We start from the raw sequence: 24,885 nt of genomic DNA on the forward strand, positions 1-24,885 counted from the left end.
TCAATCCCTCCGACACGGCGGACTACGGGAGTTGAGGCTGTCACGGCGTTGCGTGTCCGAGGTGTTGACACCCGTGCGTCGCCTTCCTACCTTCACTTCACGCGAACCGGTTCGACGGCCGGTCCTCGCCCCCTATCTCTTTCCAGCCCCTGAGGGCCGGCGGTCGCTCATTTCCCAAGAGTGTCGAACCGGTTCGAGCAAGGAGTCGCCGTGAACATCGGTGAGATCGCCCGGCGGGCCGGTGTCTCGCGCAGCACCGTGTCGTACGCGCTGAGCGGCAAGCGTCCGGTGTCGGAGGAGACGCGTCGGAAGATCCAGCAGGTCATCGACGAGCTGGGGTACCGGCCCAATGCCAGCGCCCGTGCTCTGGCCAACGGCCGGACCAGCACGATCGGGCTGGTCTTCCCGCCCGCCGGCAACCATTACACGGGCATGCAGCTGGATTTCATCGGCAGCGTGGTGGAGGCCGCCGCGGCCTACGACTACGACGTGCTGCTGTCACCGAGCGGGGTGGACAGCGACCGCTCGTTCCAGCGGCTGCTGGGGGAGCGGCGGGTCGACGGCGCGATCCTGATGGAGATCAGGCTGGAGGACGACCGGGTCGATCACCTGGCCGCCCTGGACTTCCCCTCCGTGGCCATCGGCCGCACCGCCCACCCGGAGGACGGCTGGTGGGTCGGCCTGGACCACACCGCGCTGGCCGAAGCGTGCGTCCACCATCTCGCGGACCTCGGCCACCACCGGGTCGCCTTCGTCAACCGGCCCGAACAACTCCTGCGGTCCGGATACGAGTCGGCACACCGGGGACTGGACGGGTTCACCAAGGCGGCGGCCGAGCGCGGGCTGAGCGTGCGCACGTACTGCTGCGGGGACGACGCCGCCTCGGGCCAGGCGTGTGTGGAGCGGATCCTGCGTGACGATCCGGCCACCACGGCGCTGGTCACGCTGAACGAGGCCGCGCTGGGCGGGCTGTACCGCGGGCTCGCCCGGGCGGGCCGCCATGTGCCGCGCGACTTCTCCGTCACCGGGATCGTGGCCGCCCGGTGGGCGGAGACGGTGACCCCGCAGCTCACCGCGGCCGACGTACCGGCGGCGGAGATGGGCCGCCGCGCCGTCGACCTGCTCGTCGAGCGGCTCGACCATCCCGACGCGCCCCCGCGGCACCACCTGCTCACGCCGCCGATCTCGTTGCGGGCCAGCACCGGGCCCGCCACCGGCGACTCCGCCTCGGCACCCTGATCCGCATCGGTTCCGATCGCTCTTTCCGCCACCTCACACCGGGCACCCGGTCCCCTCACCGCCGCCGTCCGGCGTGCCCGCTGCCCCTGACCACCCCTCTCCCACGGCACCCGTGTGCCGAGAACGAAGGACCCGCCATGCACAGTTCCTCCCGACGGCTCCTCGCCGCCGCGGCCCTGTCGACAGCAGTCGCCCTCGTCGGCACCGCCTGTTCCTCCGGCTCGGGCAGCACCGGCGGCAAGGGCGCGGACGGTGGCACCTACACCGTCTGGGACCCGTACCCGCAGTTCGACAAGACCTCGGCCTGGACGAAGCTGCTGGACAAGTGCGGCACCCAGGCCGGGGTGAAGATCAAGCGGACCGGCTTCGACACCAGCGACCTGGGCAACAAGACGCTGCTGGCCGCCCAGCAGGACAACTCACCGGACGTCCTCGTCGTGGACAACCCGGTGGTGCCGACCCTGGCCGAAGCGGGCGTGCTCACCACGACCGCCGACACCAGGCTCGACACCTCGAAGGTGGACCCCAACCTGCTCGCGGCCGGCCAGTCGGGCGGCAAGACGTACGGCACACCGATCGGCGCCAACACGCTCGCCCTCTACTACAACAAGAAGGTGCTGAAGGAGGCCGGGGTGGACATCGCCTCGGTCAAGGACTGGACGTCGCTGACGGCCGCGCTGGAGAAGGTCAAGAAGGCGGGCAGGAAGGGCGTCACCTTCTCGGCGATCGGCACGGAGGAGGGCAGCTTCCAGTTCCTGCCCTGGTTCTGGGGAGCGGGCGCCGAGCTGGCCCGACTCGACTCGCCCCAGGCCGTGTCCGCCCTGTCGCTCTGGAAGGACTGGCTGAAGCGGGGCTACGCACCCAACTCGGTGCTCAACAACACCCAGACGACGAGCTGGCAGGAGTTCGCCGGCGGCGACTACGCGTTCGCGGAGAACGGCACCTGGCAGCTCGCGAATGCGCGGAAGGCCGGGCTCGACTACGGGGTGCTGCCCATCCCCGGCGCCTCGGGAGGCACCGCCGCGGCCCCGACCGGCGGCGAGTTCGTCACCATCCCGGTGCAGGGCGACACCGGCCGCTACGCCACTTCCGCGAAGCTGGCGACCTGCCTGACCAGCACGCAGAACCTGTACGACACCGACACCACCCTCTCCTACGTGGCCCCCACCGGCGAGGTCCAGCAGCGGCAGATCGAGGCGAACCCCGAGCTGAAGCCCTGGGTCGAGGCGGTCAAGTCGGCCAAGGGACGCACCAGCGACGACCTCGGCACCAAGTACCCGAAGATGTCCGAGCAGTTGTGGAAGGCCGTCCAGTCCGCCCTCAGCGGGTCCAAGTCGCCCAAGGACGCGCTCTCCTCGGCACAGGCCTCGGTGAAGTGACGTGGGCCCGGTGAAGCAGACGACACATCCGCCCGACTCCCGGCCCGCGCGGGGCCGGAACACGGCGGCCACCGACGCTCCGCCGCCGGCCGGCCGCGGGACACGGCGCCGTCCCGCGTCCACGCAGTGGGCGGCCTGGGGCTTCCTCGCCCCGGTGACCCTCTACCTCGCTCTCTTCTACGCCTATCCGCTCTACCGCAACATCGATCTCAGCCTGCGCGACTACACGGTCCGCTCCTTCGTGCAGGGCAACGCACCCTTCACGGGCCTGAAGAACTACCGGACCGTCTTCGACGACCCGGCCTTCGCCCCGGCGCTGCTGCACACCGTGGTGTTCACCGCCGTGTGCCTGGCCTTTCAGTACGCCATCGGCCTGGCCCTCGCGGTCTTCTTCAACCAGCACTTCCGGCTGTCCGCGACCCTGCGCGCCCTGTTCCTGGTGCCCTGGCTGCTGCCGCTGATCGTGTCGGCCTCCACCTGGTCCTGGATGCTCAACAGCGACTCGGGCATCGTCAACGCCGCCCTGCACGTCATCGGCGTCGGCCCGGTCAACTGGCTGACCTCGCCGTCGTGGTCGCTGACCTCCGTGACCATCGCCAACATCTGGATCGGCGTCCCCTTCAACCTGGTGGTCCTCTACAGCGGCCTGCAGTCCATCCCCGCGAGCCTGTACGAGGCGGCGGCCCTGGACGGGGCCGGCTCCTGGCAGCGGTTCTGGCGCGTCACCTTCCCGTTGCTGCGCCCGGTGTCGGCGATCACGCTGCTGCTGGGTCTGGTCTACACGCTCAAGGTCTTCGACATCATCTGGATCATGACCAAGGGCGGCCCGGCGGACTCGTCCACCACCTTCGCCACCTGGTCCTACCAGTTCGGCTTCGGCAACCTGCTGCCCGCCTTCGGCCCCGGCGCGGCCGTCGGAAACCTGCTCGTCGTCGCGGCCCTGGTGTTCGGCCTGCTCTACGTCCGGGTCCAGCGAAAGCGGGCCCTGTCATGAACCGCGGCACCAACCGTACGTGGGTGAAGACGGCCACCGGCCTGCTGCTGACCGCGGTCATGCTCTTCCCGGTCTACTGGATGTTCAACGTCTCCCTCACCCGGGACCAGGACATGCGCAAGAGCCCACCGGACCTGTTCCCCGTCCACGGCACCCTCGCCGGCTACCGCACCGTCCTCGACGAGCAGTTGCCCTACCTCGGCACCAGCCTGGTGATCGGCCTGGGCACCGTCGTGCTGACCGTGGCCCTGTCCGCACCGGCCGGTTACGCCCTGGCCAAGCTACGGCCGCGCGGCGGCGGCATACTGAGCTTCCTCCTGCTGGCGGCGCAGATGATCCCCGGCATCATCATGGCGATGGGCTTCTACGCCATCTACCTCCAGCTCGGCCTGCTCCAGTCCGTCCCGGGCCTGATCGTCGCCGACTCCACCCTGGCCGTGCCGTTCGCCGTGCTCATCTTCACCGCGTTCATGTCCGGCATCCCCGGCGAGCTGCTCCAGGCCGCGAGGACCGACGGCGCCGGGCCCCTGCGCACCTTCTGGTCGATCGTCCTGCCGATGAGCCGCAACGCCGTCGTCACCGTGTCGCTGTTCGCCTTCCTGTGGTCCTGGTCGGACTTCGTCTTCGCCGGCACGCTCGTCAACGGCGGTGCGCACGAGCCCATCACCCTGGGCATCTACCACTACATCGGCAACAACAACCAGCAGTGGAACGCCATCATGGCCACCGCGGTCGTGGCCTCCCTGCCGGCCGCGGTCGTCCTCGTCCTCGCCCAGCGCTACGTCGCCGCCGGCGTGACCGCCGGTGCCGTCAAGGACTGAACCCCCTCCTCACGGCTTCACCGTCCGCGCGTCGGACGGTGGACGCCCCAGCCCGAGAAACGAGTCATCCCTTATGACCGCCGCCCGATCCGGTCCGGCCTTCTCCGTCCACGACATCCCGTTCAGCACGCGAGGGTCCTGGTTCGACATCTCGCCCGTGGTGGCGGAGAAGACGTACGCCGACGATCTCCACCTCGTCTCCCACCAGAACGGCATGCACGCCGTCCTGCGCCTGACCCCCCTGCACCCGGGGACCGGCGACCGCCTCGAGACCCGCGTCGAGGCGACACCCGGCCTGCTCAGCTGGATCGGCGGGGGCGGGCGCATCGACCTCGTCTACGCATCGCCGGACACCGTACGCCTGCGCGGGACGGGCCTGGACATCAGGATCTCCGCGGCCGCGCAGACCCTGACCCCGTTCAGCGGCACGTACTTCTTCCGGGACCCGGCAGCGGACGCGCACGTGTTCACGTCGTACGAGACCGGACGCCGTTACCGCGTCACCGTGTTGTCCGGCACCGTGGCGCACACGGCCGGAGGCCAGGCGCTCGGCAGCGGCGATCGCGGTCTCGTCACGACAGCCGGCGCGGACGGCACCTGGGAGGTCGCGCTGGAGGAGCTCGACGCGTCCCGCCCGCCGTACGCGTCGTCGGCGACCTTCGAGGAGGTCGAGGCGTCCGCGCGGAGTTCGTTCGCGGACTTCGCCGAGGCGGTGGCGCCCTGGCGCTCATCGGCCACCCCGGCCGCCGAACTCGCCGCGTACGTCCTCTGGTCGGCGACGGTACGACCGACGGGACTGGTCACCAGGCCCGCCGTACTCATGTCCAAGCACTGGATGGACAAGGTGTGGAGCTGGGACCATTGCTTCAATGCGCTGGCCCTGGCACCCGGCTGCCCCGAGCTCGCTCTGGACCAGTTCGCCCTGCCCTTCGACCACCAGGACGACAGCGGTGCCCTGCCCGACTCGGTCACCCACTCCGAGGTCCTGTACAACTTCGTGAAACCGCCCATCCACGGCTGGGCCCACGGCCACCTGCGCCGCCGTCTGCCGGTGCCTCCCAGCCCCGCCGAACTCGCCGAGACCTATGACCGGCTGGAACGGTGGACGACCTTCTGGCTCACCGCACGGCGAGCTCCCGGGGCCGAACTGGCCCACTACCAGCACGGCAACGACAGTGGCTGGGACAACGCCACCACGTTCGACCCGGAGCGGGTCGTCGTCACCGCCGACCTGACCGCCTTCCTAGTCCTCCAGGCGCACGAACTCGCCGAGCTGGCGGCGGAGTTGCGCAACGTGGACCTGGCTCGGCGGTGGACGCGGGTGGCGGAGGATCTCCAGGCGGCGCTGCTCGACCAACTCTGGACGGGCGAGAGGTTCGTCGCCCGGGGAGTCGGCACCGGGGACACCTGGAGCAGCGCGAGCCTCCTCGACCTGATGCCCATCGTGCTGGGCGAGCACCTGCCCGGGCACGTCAGCGGCGCCCTGGCCGACCACATCAAGGCCCACCTGACGCCGTACGGCCTGGCCACCGAACTGCCCACCTCGCCGCACTACCTCGCCGACGGCTACTGGCGCGGCCCCATCTGGGCCCCCGCCACCGTCCTCGTCGAGGACGGTCTGCGCAGGGCCGGCCACCTCCGGCTGGCTGACGACATCAGCGCCCGCTTCCGCGCCCTGTGCGAGACCCACGGCTTCGCGGAGAACTTCGACGCCCTCACCGGAACCGGTCTGCGCGACCGCGCCTACACCTGGACGGCCGGCAGCTACCTCCTCCTCGCCGAAGCCCACGTCCGACGAGGCGGCGACTGACCGGCACCGGACTCCCTTGTAGCCCTCCGGCGACGGTGCCGAGCGCCGCGGTCGAAAATGACGGGCCTCGGCCGGGCGAAGCGCCGTACCGTAGGCGCATGCTCGATCAGGACGGTTACTTCGGGGAGTCCGTCGCCGCGTCGTACGACGAGTCGTCGGCGGAGATGTTCGATCCGCGGGTCGTGGAGCCTGCCGTGGACGTGCTGGCGGAGCTGGCCGGGGACGGTGGGCGGGCGCTGGAGTTCGGGGTCGGGACCGGGCGGGTCGCCCTGCCGCTCGCGGCGCGTGGCGTCGAGGTGCACGGCATCGACATGTCCCGGGCGATGGTCGAGCGGCTGCGGGCCAAGCCCGGCGGCGACGGCATCGGTGTCACGATCGGGGACTTCGCGACCGCCAAGGCCGACGGGACGTTCTCGGTCGCCTACCTCGTCTACAACACGATCATGAACCTGACCTCGCAGGACGCCCAGGTGGACTGCTTCCGCAACGCCGCCGGCCATCTGGAGCCCGGCGGCTGTTTCGTCGTCGAGGTCGGCGTGCCCGACCTGCGGCGGCTGCCGCCCGGGCAGAACGCCGTGCCGTTCCGGGTGGGCGAGGGGCGGCTCGGGTTCGACCTGTACGACGTGGCAGGCCAGTCCGTCAGCTCCCACCACGTCTCCGTCCAGGACGGCCACGGCACGTACCTGGCCGTTCCGTTCCGCTACGTCTGGCCCGCCGAGCTGGACCTCATGGCCCGGCTGGCCGGCATGCGGCTGCGGGAGCGGTGGGACGGGTGGACGCGGGAGCCGTTCACCAGCGAGAGCCGGCAGCACGTGTCCGTGTGGGAGAAGGTCGCGGGCTGAGGCGGTGGGCGCCCCGCCCGGACTCCTCGACGCGAATTCAGCCCCGGTCCTGTACCGCCATCTCCGCGAGCAGGGACCAGTCCTCCTGCGGCAGCGTCATGTTGACGATGCGCGGCGTCTCGGCGAGGTGCGGCGGCAGGGTCTGCTGCGCGTCGCGGAAGTGCGGGGAACGGACGTGCGCGGCACCCGCGTCCTCGTCGCGGAACGCCTCGACGAGCACGTACTCGGTCGGATCGTCGACACCGCGGGACCAGTCGAACCACAGGCAACCCGGTTCGGCACGCGTCGCCTCGGTGAATGCGGCCGTGATCTCCGGCCACTGGTCGGCATGCTCCGGCAGCACCCGGAACTTCGCGGTGATGAAGATCATTCCAAGCTCCTCGACGGTCGTGTCATGTGCGTCCATGGTCCGTGTGGTCGCCACCGACGGAGCGGCCGACGCGCCGAGACCGCCCGGGAGCGAGGACGCGTCCACGTCGGCTCACAAGCCGGGATCGTCGAACTGGTCGAGGTCGAACTGGTCGAGGAGGAAGTCGACCGGTGCGAGGCGCGACGCGGCGGAAGTACCGTCGGCAAGCACCTGTTCCGCCCAGATGACCTTGCCGTGGGTCGTGTACCGCGTCCCCCACCGCTGGGCGAACTGTGCCACCAGGAACAGCCCGCGCCCGCCTTCGTCCGTGGTCGCCGCCCGCCGCAGCCGCGGCGAGGTGCCGCTGCCGTCCGAGACCTCGCAGATGAGGCAGCGTCCGTGCAGCAGCCGCACACCCACCGGCGGCGAGCCGTACCGGATCGCGTTCGTGACCAGTTCGCTGACGATCAGTTCCGTGGCGAAGCCGGTCTCCTCCAGCCCCCACTTCCGCAACGTCTCCCGGCAGCGCGCCCGCACCGAGGGAACCAGCGCCGGGTCCGGCGGGACGTCCCACTCGGCCACGCGTGAGGGCGGGAACGTCCGGGTACGTGCCGTGAGCAGCGCGATGTCGTCGCAGGAGTGCGACGGCTTCAGCGCGTCGATCACCGCCTGGCAGGTCTCCTCCGGGGTGCGGCTCCCGGACCCGTCCAACGCCCGGCGCAGCCTCTCCAGCCCGACGTCGATGTCCTGGGTGCGGTCCTCCACCAGACCGTCGGTGTACAGCACCAGTTGCGAGCCCTCCGGCAGGGACAGCTCGGCGGTCTCGAACGGGTAGCCGCCCAGACCGAGGGGCGCCGAGGCCGGCACCCCGGCACAGGTGACCGTCCCGTCCGGGCGCACCACCACCGGTTCCGGGTGTCCCGCACGGGCCATGGTGCAGACCCCCACCACCGGGTCGTAGACCGCGTAGAGACAGGTCGCTCCGGTCACGCCCTCGCCCTCGTGGTCTTCCGCGGCACCACCCGTGAGCTCCTCGTCGTCCATGCGGACGACCAGGTCGTCCAGGTTCCCGAGCACCTCGTCCACGGGCAGGTCCAGGACGGCGAAGTTGTGCACCGCGGTGCGCAGCCGCCCCATCGTCGCCGCCGCGTGCAGGCCGCGTCCGACGACGTCGCCCATCACCAGGGCGACACGAGCCCCGGTGAGCGGGATGACGTCGAACCAGTCCCCGCCCACCCCGGCCTCCGCCGGCAGGTACCGCCAGGCCACCTCCAGCGCGTCCTGCTGCGGTTGCCCCCGCGGCAGCAGACTGCGTTGCAGCGTCACCGCCATCGCGTGCTCCCGGGTGAACCTCCGCGCGTTGTCGATGGCCACCGCCGCCCGTACGGCCAGTTCCTCCGCGAAGGTGAGGTCGTCCGGCTCGAACGCCGGGGAATCAGCGGTCCGGTAGAAGTTCACCACGCCCAGGGCTACGTGCCGCGCCCGCAGCGGCACGGTCACCAGCGACCGCAGCCCGCACTCCAGGGCCGTCCGGGCGCGCTCCGGATCCTGTTCCCGCCAGCCGCGGGCCTGCCGCAGGTCCGCCTCCAGCACGCCCCGCCCCTCCCGCAGCGTCCGCATCTGGGGGCTGCGGGCCGAGAAGGTGATCACTTCGCCCAGCGGATACACCGGGATCATCGGCTGTGCGCCGCCGATCGCCGTCCGGCGCAGATGCCGCCAGCCCTCCGCGGTCGGCTCCCACCCCCGCAGCACCGCGTCGAGCAGATCCACCGTCACCAGGTCGGCGAACTGCGGCGCGGCCACCTCGGCCAGTTCCTGGGCCGTACGCCCCACGTCCAGCGTCGTGCCGATCCCCACCCCTGCCTCGTACAGCAGATCCAGCCGCTCCCGCGTGACCTCGGCACGCCCCGAGACCGCCGCCAGTTCCGTGGTGTCCCGCAGGGTCACCACGCTGCCGCCCCGGTCGGCCCGAGGGAACGTCGGCCGCTTGTTCACCGCCAGCAACCGGTTCCCCGCGCGGTACACCTCGTCGGTGACCGCCTCCGGCGACGCCAGCAGGCGCATGACCGGCTCCGGCAGCCCCAGCTCCCGCACCGGACGCCCGTGCACGTCCTCCGGCAGCCCGAGCAGCCGCGTCGCCTCGTCGTTCGCCAGCAGCAGTCGTCCGTCGGCAGTGGTGATCAGCACGCCCTCCCGCACCGCGTGCAGGACCGCGTCGTGGTGGTCGTACAACCGCGCCAGCTCCACCGGGGACAAGCCGTGCGTGTGCCGCCGAAGCCGCCGGGACACCAGCGTCGTTCCCGCCGTGGCCAGCGCCAGCGCGGCCGCGCCGCTGCCCAGGATGATCGGTAGCTGCGGCAGCCACAGGGCCGCCACGTTCCTGACCGTGAGCCCGGCGGAGACCAGGCCGACCACCTTGCCGCGCGAATCGGTCACCGGGACCACGGCCTGCACGTCCGTCCCCTTGCCCGCGGGCAGCGGCGGCCCGCCGGCCTGCTCGACGACGGTACGGCCTTTCAACGCCGGTTCGATGGTGCCGACGAACTTCTTCCCGATCTCCCGCGGATAGGGGTACGTGTAACGGATCCCCGTCGTGCTCATCACCACGATGAAATCCACGCCCGCGCGCTTGCGCGCCGCCTCGGCCCGAGGCTGGAGCACCGCCGACGGGTCCCGGCTCCGCAGAGCCGCGGCCGTGCCGGGGGCACTCGCGAAGGACTGGGCCGCGATGACCGACTCCCGCCGCCCCTGCTGCAGGGCGTCACGCGCCGCCTGGAGCATCATGCCCACCACCGCGGCCACCACCAGCAGGACCACGATGACGACCTGCAGAAGGAACACCTGACCGGCCGCACTGCGCAGGTTCAGCAGGGAAGCGCGACGTTCACGCGGGTGTCCGCCGGGCGGATGACGTTCCGGGCTCCGAGGACGCCCGGAAAATACCTCCATACACCCTTGATAGCACCACTGCGGGACAGCCGGCCGACGGCACCGCTGCGCGGCGGCCGACCCCGGTCGAGCCCGTCGCGCGGCTGCCGCCGCACGGCCCGGGAGGCGGCGTGGCCGGTCGGCACGCCCGGGCCCATGCCGTCGCACGGAACGAAGCCCGATATGCCCCGATAAGATACTTTGGTGATCAGGAAAGGACGGCCGCGGCGTCATCGCCCTCCCTACGGTGGCCGACGCGCAACGGTCGTGCTGTCGCCCGTGATTCTCACCGTCCTCGTCTCGGGCCTGGCCTTCGCCACTCCCAGGGAGATCGCCTTCAGCCGCCTCCTGCCCGCCGCACCCGCCCTCGCCGCCGCCATGTGGCCCGTGGTGCCGACGATCCTGCTGGGGGCGTTCTGTCTGCTGGTCATGAGCGGGCTCAGCCTCGTCTACACCGACCTGGGAACGCCGTACACGGCGGCTGCGATCGTCGCGGTCACCCTGGCGGCCGCCTATACGAGCCATCTCAGACTCCAGCGGGAGGAGACGCTCTTCCAGGTCCGGCTCGTGGCGGACGCGGCGCAGAAGGTGCTGCTGCGCCCGTTGCCGCGCCGGGTCAAGGACGTCGAGATCGAGTCGCTGTACCTCGCGGCCCAGGAGCAGGCCCGGATCGGGGGCGACTTCTACGAAGTGGCCGACACGCCCTACGGGGTCCGGCTGCTCATCGGTGACGTGCGCGGTAAGGGGCTGTCGGCGGTGGGGGCCGCCTCGGCGGTGATCAACTGCTTCCGGGAGAACGCGTACGACCAGCCCGACCTCAGAGGCATCATCCACCGCCTGGAGGCCAGCATCGGCCGCTACAGCGTGGCGATCCTCGACCCGGATCAGCCTGAGCACTTCGCCACCGCTCTGATCGCCGAGATCCGGTACGGCGCCGGACAGGTGAAGATCCTCAACTGCGGGCACCCCCCGCCCTTGCTGATACGGGGCGGAGAGATCCGCGTCCTCGAACCCACCGCCCCCTCGCCGCCCCTCAACCTCGCGACGCTCCTCGGAGACGACTACAACATCGACACCATCGCCTTCACCCCGGGCGACCAGATGCTGCTCTACACCGACGGCGTGACGGAGACCCGGGACCGCGCCGGCGCGTTCTTCCCGCTACCGGAGTGGATGCGGCAGCTCGGCCCGGCGGCGCCCCGGGAGCTGCTGGACCGGCTTCACCGCGACCTGCTCCACTACAGCGGCGGAAGGCTCGACGACGACATCGCGGCCGTCGCCGTCCGCTGCGGGCGCCCGGAGGCTCAGGACCGCCCCGCGTAGGTGGCCACGTGCCGTGGCGCGGCGGCGTCCGTCCTCGGCGCGGGGTCTCGACGGGCCTTCCGTACGGCCGGTCACGGGCGTCCGGCGAGCCGGCTCGACCGGTGACGCCGCCGGCCGGGAGCCGGCCCCCCGGGGACGCGATCACCACGGCGTCGTACGGCGGCCTGCGTTCCGGTGCGTCAGCCCGCGGCAAGGCGCTCCTACGGAATCGCCAGCTCGGCCCAGATGGTCTTCCCGGACGCGGTGTAGCGCGTGCCCCAGCGCTGGGACATCTGGGCGACGAGGAAGAGACCGCGGCCCCCTTCGTCGTCCCGGCGCGCTCGCCGCAGGTGGGGTGCCGTGTGCGCGTTGTCGGACACCTCGCACAGCAGGCAGCGGTCCCTGATCAGCCTCAGCATGACGGGGCCGGTGGCGTACCGGATGCTGTTGGTGACCAGCTCGCTCACCACGAGTGCCGCGTTGAACGACAGGTCGGACAGGCCCCAGTCCGTCAACTGGCGCTCGGTGTCCGTGCGGGCGTGCGCCACCATGGCGGGGTCCGGCGGCAGCTCAAGGTCCGCCACACGGTCGGCGCCGAGCCGCCGGGTGCGGACGAGCAGCAGCGTGGCGTCGTCCGTCTGCGGGCCGGGCGGCCGGGCCGACAGCGCGCGGTCGCACAGTTCCTCCAGCGGGCACCGCTGCCAGGTGAGTACGTGGGCCAGGCTGTCGATTCCGCTGTCGATGTCGGTGTGCCGGTCCTCCACGACTCCGTCGGTGAAGAACGCCACGACGCTGCCGCTGGACAGGCTCAGCTCGACGTTCTCGTAGGGCAGGCCGCCCAGCCCCAGGGGCGGCCCCGGTGCCAGCGCGGACAGGGCGACCGAGCCGTTCGCATCGGCCACGATCGGCGGGGGATGGCCCGCGCTCGCCCAGACGCACCGGCCGCTGACCGGGTCGTAGATGGCGTACAGGCAGGTCACCCCGAGCGTCGCGTCGCCCAGCCCGTCGTCGGCATCGGTTTCCGAGTCCTGCGCGACCAGGCCGTCCAGCCGGGTGAGCAGCTCGGCCGGGTCCAGGTCCAGCAGGGCCAGGGTCCGTACGGTGGCGCGCAGCCGGCCCATGGTCGCGGCCGCGTGGACCCCGTGGCCCACCACGTCACCGACGGTCAGACCCACTCTGGCGCCGGACAGCGGGATCAGGTCGAACCAGTCGCCGCCCACTCCCACGCGGCTGTCGGCGGGCAGGTAGCGGTACGCCACGTCGACCGCGCTCTGCTCGGGCAGGTGCTGTGGCAGCAGGCTTCGCTGGAGCACCAGGGCTGCCGCGTGCTGGCTGGTGTAGCGGCGGGCGTTGTCGATGCCGACGGCGGCTCGCTCGGCCAGTTCCACCGCGAGCGTCTGCTCCTCGGGCCCGAAGCGGTCGGGGTTGCTGCTGCGCCGGAAGGTGGCGAGGCCCAGGACCGCGTTGCGGGTGAGCAGCGGGACGAAGAGGCAGGAGTGCGAGGCGGCCGATCCCGGCCCGCCCGGTGTCCCGGACGGGCAGGCGTCGACGACGGGACGGTTGGTGGCCAGGCTCTGCGCCTGCGGTGACGAGGGCGGGTAGGAGACGGGAGTGGTCCGGAACTCTTCCGGTGTCCGGCCGTGCATCCGCAGCAGACTGTGCCCCGGCGCCGAGCCCGTGGGCGGCTGCCGCCCCTCGATGACCGCCGGCGGCAGGTCCACCAGCACCTCGTCGGCGAGCTGCGGAACCGCCACGTCCGCGAGCTCCGCGGCCGTACGACGCACGTCCAGCGAGGCACCGATGCGCTTTCCCGCCCGTACGAGCAGCGACAGTCGTTCCTGGGCGCGGTAGCGGTCGGTGATGTCGAGGGACTCCTCGAAGAGCCCCAGCAGTTCGCCCCGGGCGTCCACCAGCCGGTGGTACGAGCAGGACCAGACGTGCTCGCGCACCGGGTCGGCGGGGGCACGCCCGCGATAGTGCATGCCCATGATCGGTTCGCCCGTCGTCAGCACGTGTTCCATGATCTGGTCTTCGTCCGGAGGGTGGTGCCGGGAGATGAACTCGCCTTCCGGGAAGAGATCCGCGGCCGGTCGGCCGATGTACTGGGCGATCCCCGCCAGTTCCAGATCGGTGGAGACGTTCCCCCAGACGACGCGCATGTCGGTGTCGAAGATCGTCAGACCCACGGCGGACTCCGTCGCCAGCCCCTGCAACATCGCGAGCTGCGCCTCCCAGCCGCGCAACGTGTCCAGGTCGGCCGCGACCACGACGGTCGCGGCGGCGCCCCGGTGCGCGAGCGGACCGAACGTCACGGCCGTGCGCAGCGTACGTCCGTCCCGGCAGCAGAGGTCCAGGACGGTGCAGCGCGGCTTGCGCCCCTTGCAGAGGGCGGACAGCCGCTGCCCGGAGGTCGCTGCCAGCAGCCGGGCAGCGGGCTGCCCGAGCACGTCCTCGGGGGAGTGGCCGAGCAGGCGCTGGGCCGAGGATCCCCATCCGGAAACGCGGCCTTCGGCGTCCAGTACCGCGACGCCGGCCTTGGAGAGGTCCAGGGGGCTGTGGAAATCGACGTTGGCGGCATTCGGAAAACGATCCATGGCACCGCTTCCCTCCGTGCTCCCTCAGCATCGCGTGCCCGGCCACGGACGACAACCGCACGCACGACGGCCGCCTGTTGGCGGGGTGAGCCGCGTCGCACCGGGGCGGAGGAACCTTGCTATGCAACGAGTTGCATAGGAGGATCGGCGTCATGGCGGTCGAACACGCGATCCTGGTGTCGCTCCTGGAGAAGCCGGGCTCCGGCTACGAGCTGGCCCGGCGCTTCGAACGGTCCATCGGCTACTTCTGGACCGCCACCCACCAGCAGATCTACCGCGTGCTCAAGCGCATGGAGAACGACGGCTGGGTCGACGTACGGGACGTCCCGCAGCAGGGCCGGCCGGACAAGAAGGAGTACTCCGTCGCCGACCTCGGCCGGGCCGCGCTGACCTCCTGGTTGCACGATCCGACCGAGCCGGAGAGCGTCCGCCACGATCTGGCCGTGAAGATCCGGGGCGCCGCCTTCGACGACGACCCGGCCGCCCTGATCCACGAGGTGGAGCGGCACCGCCAGGCCCACCGGGACCGGCTCGCGCACTATCTGGCGGGAGAGGCGCGGGACTTCCCGGCGCCCGAGGCGGGCGCGGCCGGCCCCCGGGTGCCGCTGGACCCGGAGCGAGAGCTCCAGCACGTCGTCCTGCGCGGCGGCATCGCGTACGAGCGGATGATGATCGACTGGCTGGACGACGTCCTGGCCACGCTGGCCCGGCTCGGTCCGGGCCGCTGATCGCCGCCGTACCTCACGACCCGGCCGGTCCACCCGTCAGACCTCCCGACCCTCCCTGTCCACCAGCCGAAAGGCGTCATCCCCATGGCTGACCAACTGCTGTTCAACCCGCGCACCTACGACCCCGCGCACTTCGACCCCGAGACGCGCCGCTTGCTGCGCGCCACCGTCGACTGGTTCGAGGAGCGCGGGAAGAGGCGGCTGATCGAGGACTACCGGACCCGCGCCTGGCTCGGCGACTTCCTCGCCTTCGCGGCGAAGGAGAACCTGTTCGCCACCTTCCTGACACCGTCGTCCGTCGCGGGGGAGGGGGCACCGGACAAGCGCTGGGACACCGCCCGGATCGCCGCGCTCAACGAGATCCTGGGCTTCTACGGCCTCGACTACTGGTACGTCTGGCAGGTCACGATCCTCGGTCTCGGCCCGGTCTGGCAGAGCGGCAACGCCGCCGCCCGCACCCGCGCCGCCGAACTCCTCGCCCAGGGTGAGGTGTTCGCGTTCGGCCTGTCCGAGAAGGCCCACGGCGCCGACATCTACTCCACCGACATGCTGCTGGAGCCCGACGGCGACGGCGGCTTCCGCGCCACCGGCTCCAAGTACTACATCGGCAACGGCAACGCCGCCGGGCTCGTCTCCGTCTTCGGCCGCCGTACCGACGTCGAGGGTCCCGACGGCTACGTGTTCTTCGCCGCCGACAGCCGTCACCCGGCCTACCACCTGGTCAAGAACGTCGTCGACTCCTCGAAGTTCGTCAGCGAGTTCCGCCTGGAGGACTATCCCGTAGCGGCCGAGGACGTCCTGCACACCGGCCGCGCCGCCTTCGACGCCGCCCTCAACACGGTCAACGTGGGCAAGTTCAACCTGTGCACCGCGTCGATCGGCATCTGCGAGCACGCGATGTACGAGGCCGTCACCCACGCCCACAACCGCATCCTCTACGGCCGCCCCGTGACCAGCTTCCCGCACGTGCGGCGGGAGCTGACCGACGCGTACGTCAGGCTCGTCGGCATGAAGCTGTTCAGCGACCGCGCTGTCGACTACTTCCGTTCCGCCGGCCCGGACGACCGCCGCTACCTGCTCTTCAACCCGATGACGAAGATGAAGGTGACCACGGAGGGTGAGAAGGTCATCGACCTGATGTGGGACGTCATCGCGGCCAAGGGCTTCGAGAAGGACAACTACTTCGGCCAGGCGGCCGTGGAGATCCGCGGCCTGCCGAAGCTGGAGGGCACGGTCCACGTCAACCTGGCGCTGATCCTGAAGTTCCTGCGCAGCCACCTCCTCGACCCGGTCGACCACCCCGGGGTACCGACCCGCCTCGACGCGGCCGACGACGAGTTCCTGTTCCGGCAGGGGCCGGCCCGCGGCCTCGGCGCGGTGCGCTTCCACGACTGGCGGCCCGCCTTCGACGCGTACGCGCACCTGCCCAACGTCAGCCGCTTCCGCGAACAGGCCGACGCCCTCCGCGCGTTCGTCGCCACGGCCGCCCCCGACGCGGAGCAGAGCCGCGACCTCGACCTCGTCCTCGCGGTCGGTCAGCTCTTCGCCCTCGTCGTGCACGCGCAGCTCGTCCTGGAACAGGTCGCCCTGACCGGACTCGACGAGGACGTGCTCGACGAACTCTTCGCCGTCCTCGTGCGGGACTTCTCCGCGCACGCCGTCGAACTGCACGGCAAGGACTCGGCGACCGAACAGCAGCAGGGCTGGGCGCTGGGTTCGATCCGGCGGCCGGTCGTCGACGAGGCACGCACGGAGCGGGTCTGGCAGCGGGTCGAGACACTGTCCGGCGCGTACGAGATGGCCCCGTAGACCCGCCGTACGCATCGCCGGGGCCTTACGGGGGCCGCCGGTAGGGGCGGGCTGGTCAGCCGGTCTTCCCTTTCCACTGCGGCCACTGCTCCAGCGCGGTGGTGACGCGCTTCGTCAGGGGTGGGACGGTCCTCGTCGCCTGCTGGTAGGCGGCGACGAGGTCCTCCAGCATCTTCGTGTTGCGCTGCACGTCGTCGGTCCTGGCGTCGAGCACGGACGTGCACTCGCGGGCCGCGTCCCGGCTCTTGGTCAGCAGCGTGGACCACGCGCGGCCCAGCTCCGGGTCGGGTACGCCCAGATGGCGTCGGGCGGTGGCCGCGTCGCGGGCGAGGCCGGCGCAGATGGGGCGCAGGGTGTCACCGTCGACGGCACCGGTCTCGGCGTCCGTCGACTCCGTGAACCACTGCGCGAACGTGGTGTAGCGAGAGGCCACGGCGACGATGTCGGCCTGGCCGCTCGTCTTGAACCAGGCCAGCAACTGGAAGCTCCGCACCCGTTCGCCGGTCCCGGCGGCCGGTGGACGGTCGGGCACGGCCAGGGCCGTACCACCGCCGCCCGTCACCGAACGCACGGCCACGACGGACGACGCCACGGCCAGGACCGCCACGGCGCCCACGGCGACGCGGGTCGGCCAGGACCGCCGTACCGTCCCGGCGGGCGCCGGGGGCCGCCCGGCGCGGGGCAGCCGGGCCAGGGGCGCGGCGACCAGGGCGGCGCCGAACATCGCCGGAGCGGCCGTCTGCACCAGGATCCCGGTCAGCGACCAGGACGCGTCGGGCAGCCAGTGGCAGGTGTCGCCCATGACCCGCAGCGGGCCCAGGCAGCCGTCGGCGGACTGGAGCGGGAACTGCGCCGCCAGCGCCAGGATCTGGGCGATGCCGGCGGCGGCCAGGGCGCGGGGCAGCCGGTGGGTGCGGGTGGTCACGGCGACGACGGCCGCCGTCGCGGCCACGCCGGTCCACAGGGCGACGGTCCGCCACCACATGTAGACGACGCCGAAGGCCGTGCCCCGCTCGCCGAGCGGAGGGCGCCAGGTGTGGGCGTACGCCATCACCGCCGCCAGGGCGGCCGCACCGAGCAGGCCCCCGGCCAGGCCGGCGAGGAGCGTGGAGCGCAGCCCCGTCGCCCGTGGCCGCCTGAGCAGCAGGACGGCCGGGTACACCCACAGCACCACCGCGGCCGCCGCGACCACGGGGGTCGAGCCCGCGACGCTCACGCTCGTGAGGACCGAGGCGATCCAGGGCAGCACCGCCGCGTACTGCTCCCGCGTCCCCCACGGGCCGGGGAACATCCGGCGGATGTCCTGTTCCAGACCGCCCGCCTGGTAGAGGTCCCCGGCCAGCCACAGCTTGCCCGCGCCCATCCACCAGCCGAGACCGGCCGCCGCCACGACGCACCCCGCGACGGCCGCGACGAGCACCGCCGCGCGCAGCGCGCGCGGCGTGCCCGAGGTGTCCCGCACGCTCAGCCGGGCGCACCCGGCCAGCCAGCAGACGTAGACCACGCCCCCGAGGAACGGGAAGAGCAGGGGTTCCAGGTGTGCGGGCCACCAGCCCGGGCCGATGCTCGACCCGGACAGCAACTCCCCGCAGACCAGGCCGAGTCCGAGCGCCGAGCCGGCCCGCACACCCGAGGGGCCGGGCGCGCCCCGGTGCGCGGCGTACAGGGCCGCGCGCCAGACCGCGACCGCCAGGAGGGCAGCCGCCAGGCCCCCGACGAGCCAGGCGGCCGGACGTGCGTCCCACCAGTCGCTCAGCGCGTTGCCGGTGACCAGGGTCACCGCCCCGAGCAGGAACAACGGCACGTCCGTCAGCGCGAACAGGGCCGCCGGGTCCTCCAGCGCGCGGCGCCGCTCCGCCCACGTCGGGTGACTGCGCCACAACGCCGACACGCTCCGCGCCGGGCGGCCCTGTGTCCCGGCTCGCTCGGCCCCCGCCCGCCAGACACCGGGATCGGCGCCCAGGGCCACGGCTCCCCGGTCGGCGTACAGCTCGCGGTGGCGCAGGGTGTCGGCGCGCGCCAGGACGACCAGCAGGAACAGGAACGCGGCGGTCGCGATCTCCCGCACCATGTACGGCCGGGAGGCGGGCCAGAAGACGGCGTCGGCGCCCATGAACCAGCCGAACTCCGCCGCGACGAGGCTCCCGCCGAGCACGAGGACGAACGGGACGGCGACCAGGGTGAGGAAGGCCCGCCAGAGTGCCGTCACGGCGTACGCGATGTCCACGTCCCGGTGGCGCAGATGGGCCAGTTCGTGCAGCACCACGGCCTGGAAGCGGGCCGGGTCGGAGCGGCGGACGTGCAGCAGGCCGTTGCCGAGGCGCAGGGTGCGCCTGCCCGCCCGGCCGAAGACGCTCGCGCCGGCGTCGAACGCGGTCAGGTCGACCACCAGGTCGGGCAGGGCGCGCACTCCGGCGACCCCGGCCAGCCGGGCGACCTCGGCCCGGATCTCGCCCCGCGGGTCCCGGCCGTGCAGCGGCACCAGACCGTGCCGCCGCCGCTTCCAGCGCGGCAGCAGCAGGTACACGGCCGTGGCCACGAGCAGGACGACGACACTGCCGGCCAGGCCGTACCACTCCGGAGTCACGGGGGCGCCCCTGGCGCACTCCTTGATCGCCTCCGCGTGGGCGTTGCTCCGCGTCACGTTGTCGATGACGTTGCCGCCCGGGTCGTAGCCCGCCGCGAACTCGCAGACGAACTCGACGTTCCGGGCGGGGTACGGCCGCAGGAGGCCGGTCAGCATCTCGATCGTGGCCGCCGCCATCGCGACGACGAGGACGAGGAAGCGTAAGGACGTACCGGCGGGCAGCACGCCGGGGTCGGGGGCCGGCGACGCCGGCGCCGGGCGGGGCACGGCCGCCTCCGTGGCTCCGCTCACCGGACCGCCCCGTCCTCCTGACGGCCACCGCCATCGCCCGGCTGGTCGTCGCGCGGGTCTTCCGTGCCCGCGAGGGCCAGCCGTGCGACCACGCTGTCCGCGAGGCCGTCGGCGTCGGAGAAGCCACGCCGGACCGCCTCCTCGCGCACCCGCCGCCGTACGAAGGCCAGTTGCCGCGCGTCGAGGTGGGGCACCTCGGGCGGGGCGGCCGGGCGGCGGGCGGACGGACGCAGCCGTCCGAGGGCGGTCGCGGCCCGGTTCATCAGCCGTCCGGTGCCGTCCGTGACGGCGGCACGGCACGCCTCGTCGACCACCATCAGGACCAGGGGTGTGACCACGGCCGCGATGGCGTCGAAGCCGAAGCCGAGCGGGTCGGACCGTCCGCCGGAGGACGCCCGCCGCATCCGCCGTACCACCACGCCGTAGTCCAGACCCGCCAGGTCGTCGACCAACTGCCTTTCGTCCGGCGCGTGTTGCTCGATGACGTCCCGCACCACATCCAGCACGGTCGCACGCATGCGTCCGCTCCTTCCCCCGTCCGTTCCCCGTGCGCACCCGTACCGGGCGCGCTGTTCGGGTCTTTCCCGCCGGCGCCTGCCGTACGCCTGCCGGAACGCCCGGTTCACCAACCGCCGGGCAGGATACGGCCTCGGCCGGCCACGGTGGCCCGGAACGGCCGCCGGATGTTCAGCCGCCGTCCAGTTCCTGTTCGGACCAGATGGTCTTGCCCCGGCGTCCGAACCGGGTGCCCCAGCGGGCGGCGAGCTGGGCGACGAGCGCCAGCCCTCGGCCGCCCTCGTCGATGGAGCGGGCGTTGCGCAGGTGGGGCGCGGTGCTGCTGCCGTCGGACACCTCGCACATCAGGCTCCGGTCGCGGATCATGCGCAGCCGGATCGGCGGACTGCCGTACCGGATGGCGTTGGTGACCAGTTCACTGACGATCAGTTCGGTCGTGAAGGACAGGTCCTCCAACCCCCAGGCCGACAGCTGGTGTTCGGCGAGCCGGCGGGCGGTGCCGACCACGGCCGGATCCTTGGGCAGCGTCCACTCGGCGAGCCGGTCCTCGGCCAGGCCGCGGGTGCGGGCGAGCAGCAGAACGGCGTCGTCCTCGCTCTGGCCGGGCAGGAGGGCGTACACCACGTCGTCGGCGAGCTGGCGCAGGGGGCGGTCGGGGTGGCTCAGGAGGCGGAGCAGGGTCTGCCGGGCGTTCGCCGCCGCGCGGACGAGACCGTTGGTGTACAGCGCCAGCAGGCTGCCGTCCGGCAGCTCGACGCGCACCGCCTCGTACCCGCCGCGACCCGTGCCGAGCAGCGGGCCGGCGGGCGGTTCGAGGACCAGGGGATCGCCGAGCGCGCCGAGGGCCACCGGGGGCGCGTGCCCCGCGCTGGCGGCCGTACAGGTGCGGGTCACCGGGTCGAACACCGCGTACAGGCAGGACGCGGTGACCGGCTCGCCCCTGTCCAGCGCGAGCGAGACGGTGGTCTCGTCGAGGCAGGAGAGCAGCTCGTCCGGCGCCAGGTCCCGGACCGCGAGGGTCGTCAGGGCGGTGCGCAACCGTCCCATGGCGGCCGCAACCTCGATGCCGCTGCCGGTGACGTCCCCGACGGTCAGGGCCACCCGGCCGCCGGAGAGGGGGATGACGTCGTACCAGTCCCCGCCGCCGCCCACGCTGCCGGGCAGGTGCAGGGCGGCGGTGTCGACCGTGGTCAGCCGTGGCGGGGTGCGGGGCAGCAGATGGCGTTGCAGGGCGGTCGCGATGGTGCGCTCGCGGGCGTAGCTGCGGGCGTTGTCGATGCTGAGCGCCGTACGCTGGGCCAGCTGCTCGGCCAGGGAGAGATCGTTCTCGTCGTACGGCCGAGGGTCGCGGTACCGGTAGAAGCCGGCGACCCCGAGGACGACGCCGCGCACCACCAGCGGGGTGATGATGAGCGAGTGCACACCCGCGTCGGTCAGCAGCCGGCCCCGCTCGGGATCGGTGGACAGCCACGGCTCGTTGGGCGTGAGGCGGGTGACGAGCCGGGGTGAGGCGTCCTGCAGGCTCTGGCTGAAGGGCGTGGGGAAGGGGAAGGTGTCGAGCGTGCCGGAGGGGCCCTGCCGCGCGGGGTCTCTCACCGAGCGGAACGCGACCCGGCGCAGGGGTACGTCGGCGTCGACCGGTCCTCCGGACAGCGCGGCGCCGCGCACCGCCTCGTCCAGCACGTCCACCGACACGGCGTCCGCCAACCGGCCCACGACCGTCTCGGCCAGCGCGTCCGCCGTGTCCCGCACGTCCAGGCTGGTGCCGATGGCGTGATGGGCGTCGTGCAGGATGTCCAGCCGGTCCACCGTGTGCTGCCGGGCGGAGACGTCCTCCACGACGGCGACGCCCAGGACATGGCCGCCGCCGGGACGGACCCGGAAGGCCGACACCGAGAGCACCGTCTCCTGGTCCGGGTCGCCGGGAGGCCGGCCGCGCATCAGGCGGTTGCGCACCCGCGCCTCTCCGGTGAGCACCTGACGGGCGAGCGAGAGGAGTTCGGGATCGTGGAAGCCCTCCGCCACCTCGTCGAGCCGCCGCCCGAGCACCGCGTCGCTGGGCAGTCCGCGCACTCCGCGCCCCGCGGTGTTGTAGCGCACGATCCGCAACTGCTCGTCGAACACGTACAGCCCCATCGGCGCCTGCGTGAACAGCGCCTCCAGCACGGTCGCCGAGAGGTCCCCGCTGTCGTGGCGCGACGACATCGCCGGTCCTAGCCCCGCGCGCCGGCGGCGCCCCGGGCGGCGAGGGCAGAACAGGGAGAACACGGCCCGCCGGGAACGGCCCTGGGGGAGACAGGCGCGCGGGTCTGCGGGTCTCCGGTGAGACCGTGATCGGCGACGGGCGGATAGCGGCGCATCACTGGCCCCTTCGGCGTGGACACCGGGCTCTCCCTTGAGACCCTGGCGGGTGCGCCGGACGGCGGCCATCCGGGTGGGCCGAGCGGGTGAACGGTGCGGGCCCGAGGGCCCGGGGGACCGCGTACGCGAGCGGTCGCGACCGGTGGTCAGGCCGCGTGATCCGTGGCCGCCGAGGCCGCGGCCCGTGCGCCGAGCACCGCCCGGCCGCGCTCCGAGTCCGGGAACCGGGCGAGCATCGCGCGCAGCTCCCCGGCACCGACGTCGGCGCCGAACGGCTCGGTGCCCGGTTCGAGCCGCACCCCTTCGGCGAGCGGCCCCACCACGACCGGGTCGAAGCCGAACGCGTCGACCAGGCTCGCTACGGCGGCGAGGTCGTCCGGATCGTCACCGGCGATCGCGATCGCCTTGCGCCCCGGGGTGCCCGCGGGCCGGGCCCCGTCCTCCAGGTCGTGGTAGCCCATGTGGTTGAACGCCTTGACCACGCGCGCTCCGGGCAGGAACGCCTGCACGATCTCGCTGGACGAGGTGAGCGGGTCGGTCAGGTCCTCGCGGACGCCGTCGACCTCCCACCAGTAGTTCATCGCGTCGACGACGAGCTTGCCGCGCAGGGCGTCGGCGGGAATGCCGCGGTACTTGCCGAGCGGCAGCGCGAGGATGACGACGTCCGCCTCCGCCGCGGCCTCGGCGGCGGTGACCGGGACCGCGCCGGGGGTGAGGACGTCGACGGTGAGGGCGATCCTGGCCGGGTCGCCCGACCCCGCGATGAGCACGCGACGGCCGGCCGCCAGGGCCAGCCGCGCGAGTACGGTGCCGACCTTTCCCGCACCCAGGATGCCGACCGTGCGTACGGCGGTGGTGTGCATCTCTTCTCCGTTCCTGGTGTCAGCCCGCGAGGAGGTCGCGGACCATCGGGACGACCTTCGTGCCGTACAGCTCGACGGCCCGCAGGCGCGCGCTGACCGGCTGCGCGCCCGTCGTGTAGATGAGGTCGAACCGGCCGACGCCGAGCGCCTTGATCGCGCGGGCCATCTTGCGGGCGACCGTCTCCGGCGAACCGATGTAGAGGGAGCCGCGCTCGATCTCGGCCGCGTATTCCTCCTCGCGGACCGGCGGCCAACCGCGCAGCGCGCCGATGCGGTCACGGATGACCTTGTAGTGCGGCCAGTGCAGCTCCCGGGCCTGCTCGTCCGTGTCGGCGATGAAGCCCGGCGAGTGCATGCCGACCGGGTGCGCGGTCGTACCGAACTGGGCGGTGGCCCGCTGGTAGAGGTCGATGTACGGCGCGAAGCGCTGGGGGGCGCCGCCGATGATGGCGATCATGAGCGGGAAGCCGTAGTGCGCGGTGCGGATGACCGACTGGGGTGATCCGCCGACGCCGACCCAGGTGCTCAGATGCCCGGACTCGGTCTTGGGGAACACGTCGGCGTTGTCGAGCGGAGCCCGCTTGGTGCCGCTCCAGGTGACCGGCTTCTCCTCCAGCAGCCTGGCGAAGAGCTCGATCTTCTCCTCGAACAGCACGTCGTAGTCGGCGAGGTCGTAGCCGAAGAGGGGGAACGACTCGGTGAAGGAGCCGCGCCCGAGGATGATCTCGGCCCGCCCGTTCGAGAGCGCGTCCACGGTCGAGAACCGCTGGAAGACGCGGACCGGGTCGTCCGAGCTGAGCACGGTCACGCCGGACGAGAGACGGATACGGCTGGTGCGCGTGGCGATGCCGGCGAGCACCGTCTCCGGGGTCGAGATCGCGTACTCCGGACGGTGGTGCTCGCCGAGGGCGATGACGTCGACGCCGGTCTCCTCCGCGAGCACGGCCTCGTCCAGCACCTGCCGGATGGCGCGGGCGTCGGAGACCGGGGTGCCGGAGTCGTCCTCCGGCACGTCGCCGAACGTGTCCAGGCCGAAGACGAGGTCGGACATGGGCGAGTTCTCCTTCGTACGCGGTGGATGCACCCGACCACCTTCACGCCATCTGCTTGATGTGTCAACTAAGCGGGGGGTGTCATCGCCGCGACCCGGTACGGCAGCGGAATACACGGCACGGCGACCCTGTTGGTACCGCCGTAGTTGATACATCAACCAGATGGAAGGACGGAGGACGGATGCAGTTCGGCATCTTCACCGTCGGTGATGTGACCGTCGACCCGACCACGGGTCGTACGCCGACCGAGCACGAGCGGATCAAGGCGATGGTCACCCTCGCGCAGAAGGCGGAAGAAGCGGGGCTGGACGTCTTCGCGACGGGTGAGCACCACAACCCGCCGTTCGTGCCGTCCTCGCCGACGACGATGCTGGGCTGGATAGCCGCCCGCACCGAGCGGCTGGTGCTGTCGACGTCGAC

General features: G+C 72.2%; 18 protein-coding genes. 10 read left to right on the forward strand and 8 right to left on the reverse strand.

The features are described from left to right. Window positions 1-210 precede the first annotated feature (210 nt). The 6 genes from OO52_RS38475 (at window position 211) to OO52_RS38500 (ending at window position 7,085) form a co-directional block, all read left to right on the forward strand. On the forward strand, window positions 211-1,239 hold the full coding sequence (locus OO52_RS38475) for a LacI family DNA-binding transcriptional regulator (protein ID WP_030654426.1): 1,029 nt from the start codon (window positions 211-213) through the stop codon (window positions 1,237-1,239). 137 nt (window positions 1,240-1,376) lie between these two features. Further along, window positions 1,377-2,618 (forward strand): sugar ABC transporter substrate-binding protein, encoded by a 1,242-nt coding sequence (locus OO52_RS38480; RefSeq protein ID WP_030654422.1) that lies wholly within the window; start codon window positions 1,377-1,379, stop codon window positions 2,616-2,618. Window positions 2,619-2,628: 10 nt separating this feature from the next. After that, window positions 2,629-3,612 carry a carbohydrate ABC transporter permease gene (locus OO52_RS38485; RefSeq protein WP_030654418.1) on the forward strand — a complete coding sequence of 328 codons (984 nt, stop codon included), beginning with the start codon at window positions 2,629-2,631 and terminating at the stop codon, window positions 3,610-3,612. Continuing rightward, complete coding sequence (locus tag OO52_RS38490) at window positions 3,609-4,433, forward strand: carbohydrate ABC transporter permease (protein ID WP_030654415.1); 825 nt, start codon at window positions 3,609-3,611, stop codon at window positions 4,431-4,433. Before OO52_RS38485 ends, OO52_RS38490 begins: the two co-directional genes overlap by 4 nt. Before the next feature lie 73 nt (window positions 4,434-4,506). Continuing rightward, window positions 4,507-6,243 (forward strand): amylo-alpha-1,6-glucosidase, encoded by a 1,737-nt coding sequence (locus OO52_RS38495; RefSeq protein ID WP_030654412.1) that lies wholly within the window; start codon window positions 4,507-4,509, stop codon window positions 6,241-6,243. Window positions 6,244-6,341: 98 nt separating this feature from the next. Next, complete coding sequence (locus OO52_RS38500) at window positions 6,342-7,085, forward strand: class I SAM-dependent methyltransferase (RefSeq protein ID WP_030654409.1); 744 nt, start codon at window positions 6,342-6,344, stop codon at window positions 7,083-7,085. A gap of 37 nt (window positions 7,086-7,122) precedes the next feature. Here the strand turns inward: OO52_RS38500 and OO52_RS38505 are convergent, their stop codons facing one another. Beyond that, window positions 7,123-7,455 (reverse strand): putative quinol monooxygenase, encoded by a 333-nt coding sequence (locus OO52_RS38505; RefSeq protein ID WP_030654406.1) that lies wholly within the window; start codon window positions 7,453-7,455, stop codon window positions 7,123-7,125. Window positions 7,456-7,566: 111 nt separating this feature from the next. Next, window positions 7,567-10,383 (reverse strand): SpoIIE family protein phosphatase/ATP-binding protein, encoded by a 2,817-nt coding sequence (locus OO52_RS38510; protein ID WP_051818892.1) that lies wholly within the window; start codon window positions 10,381-10,383, stop codon window positions 7,567-7,569. A gap of 258 nt (window positions 10,384-10,641) precedes the next feature. Here OO52_RS38510 and OO52_RS38515 point away from each other — a divergent pair, with 258 nt between their 5' ends. Continuing rightward, window positions 10,642-11,685 (forward strand): PP2C family protein-serine/threonine phosphatase, encoded by a 1,044-nt coding sequence (locus tag OO52_RS38515; RefSeq protein ID WP_030654400.1) that lies wholly within the window; start codon window positions 10,642-10,644, stop codon window positions 11,683-11,685. 200 nt (window positions 11,686-11,885) lie between these two features. Here the strand turns inward: OO52_RS38515 and OO52_RS38520 are convergent, their stop codons facing one another. Continuing rightward, complete coding sequence (locus OO52_RS38520) at window positions 11,886-14,258, reverse strand: SpoIIE family protein phosphatase (protein WP_030654397.1); 2,373 nt, start codon at window positions 14,256-14,258, stop codon at window positions 11,886-11,888. Window positions 14,259-14,410: 152 nt separating this feature from the next. Between OO52_RS38520 and OO52_RS38525 the strand changes: the two genes are divergently transcribed. Next, entirely contained in the window at window positions 14,411-14,986 is a 576-nt protein-coding gene (locus OO52_RS38525) for a PadR family transcriptional regulator (protein ID WP_030654394.1), read from the forward strand. A gap of 84 nt (window positions 14,987-15,070) precedes the next feature. Then, a complete protein-coding gene (locus OO52_RS38530; RefSeq protein WP_030654391.1) occupies window positions 15,071-16,795 on the forward strand; it encodes an acyl-CoA dehydrogenase family protein in 1,725 nt (574 codons plus the stop codon). A gap of 55 nt (window positions 16,796-16,850) precedes the next feature. On the opposite strand, the gene OO52_RS38535 is transcribed toward OO52_RS38530, so the two are convergent. The 5 genes from OO52_RS38535 to OO52_RS38555 form a co-directional block, all read right to left on the reverse strand. Further along, window positions 16,851-19,673 carry a M48 family metalloprotease gene (locus OO52_RS38535; protein WP_234339900.1) on the reverse strand — a complete coding sequence of 941 codons (2,823 nt, stop codon included), beginning with the start codon at window positions 19,671-19,673 and terminating at the stop codon, window positions 16,851-16,853. Then, complete coding sequence (locus tag OO52_RS38540; RefSeq protein ID WP_030654385.1) at window positions 19,670-20,191, reverse strand: hypothetical protein; 522 nt, start codon at window positions 20,189-20,191, stop codon at window positions 19,670-19,672. The genes OO52_RS38535 and OO52_RS38540 overlap by 4 nt, the downstream gene beginning before the upstream one ends. Before the next feature lie 169 nt (window positions 20,192-20,360). Continuing rightward, window positions 20,361-22,394: a SpoIIE family protein phosphatase gene (locus tag OO52_RS38545; protein WP_030654383.1), complete on the reverse strand. Its 2,034-nt coding sequence runs from the start codon at window positions 22,392-22,394 to the stop codon at window positions 20,361-20,363. A gap of 302 nt (window positions 22,395-22,696) precedes the next feature. Further along, window positions 22,697-23,413: an NADPH-dependent F420 reductase gene (locus OO52_RS38550; RefSeq protein WP_030654382.1), complete on the reverse strand. Its 717-nt coding sequence runs from the start codon at window positions 23,411-23,413 to the stop codon at window positions 22,697-22,699. 19 nt (window positions 23,414-23,432) lie between these two features. After that, a complete protein-coding gene (locus OO52_RS38555) occupies window positions 23,433-24,464 on the reverse strand; it encodes an LLM class flavin-dependent oxidoreductase (RefSeq protein WP_030654381.1) in 1,032 nt (343 codons plus the stop codon). Window positions 24,465-24,646: 182 nt separating this feature from the next. Between OO52_RS38555 and OO52_RS38560 the strand changes: the two genes are divergently transcribed. Then, window positions 24,647-24,885 (forward strand): LLM class flavin-dependent oxidoreductase (locus tag OO52_RS38560; RefSeq protein WP_030654380.1); only part of this gene is annotated, 239 nt, incomplete at its 3' end.

This window comes from Streptomyces flaveolus (assembly GCF_000716535.1).
Lineage (GTDB): Bacteria > Actinomycetota > Actinomycetes > Streptomycetales > Streptomycetaceae > Streptomyces > Streptomyces flaveolus_A.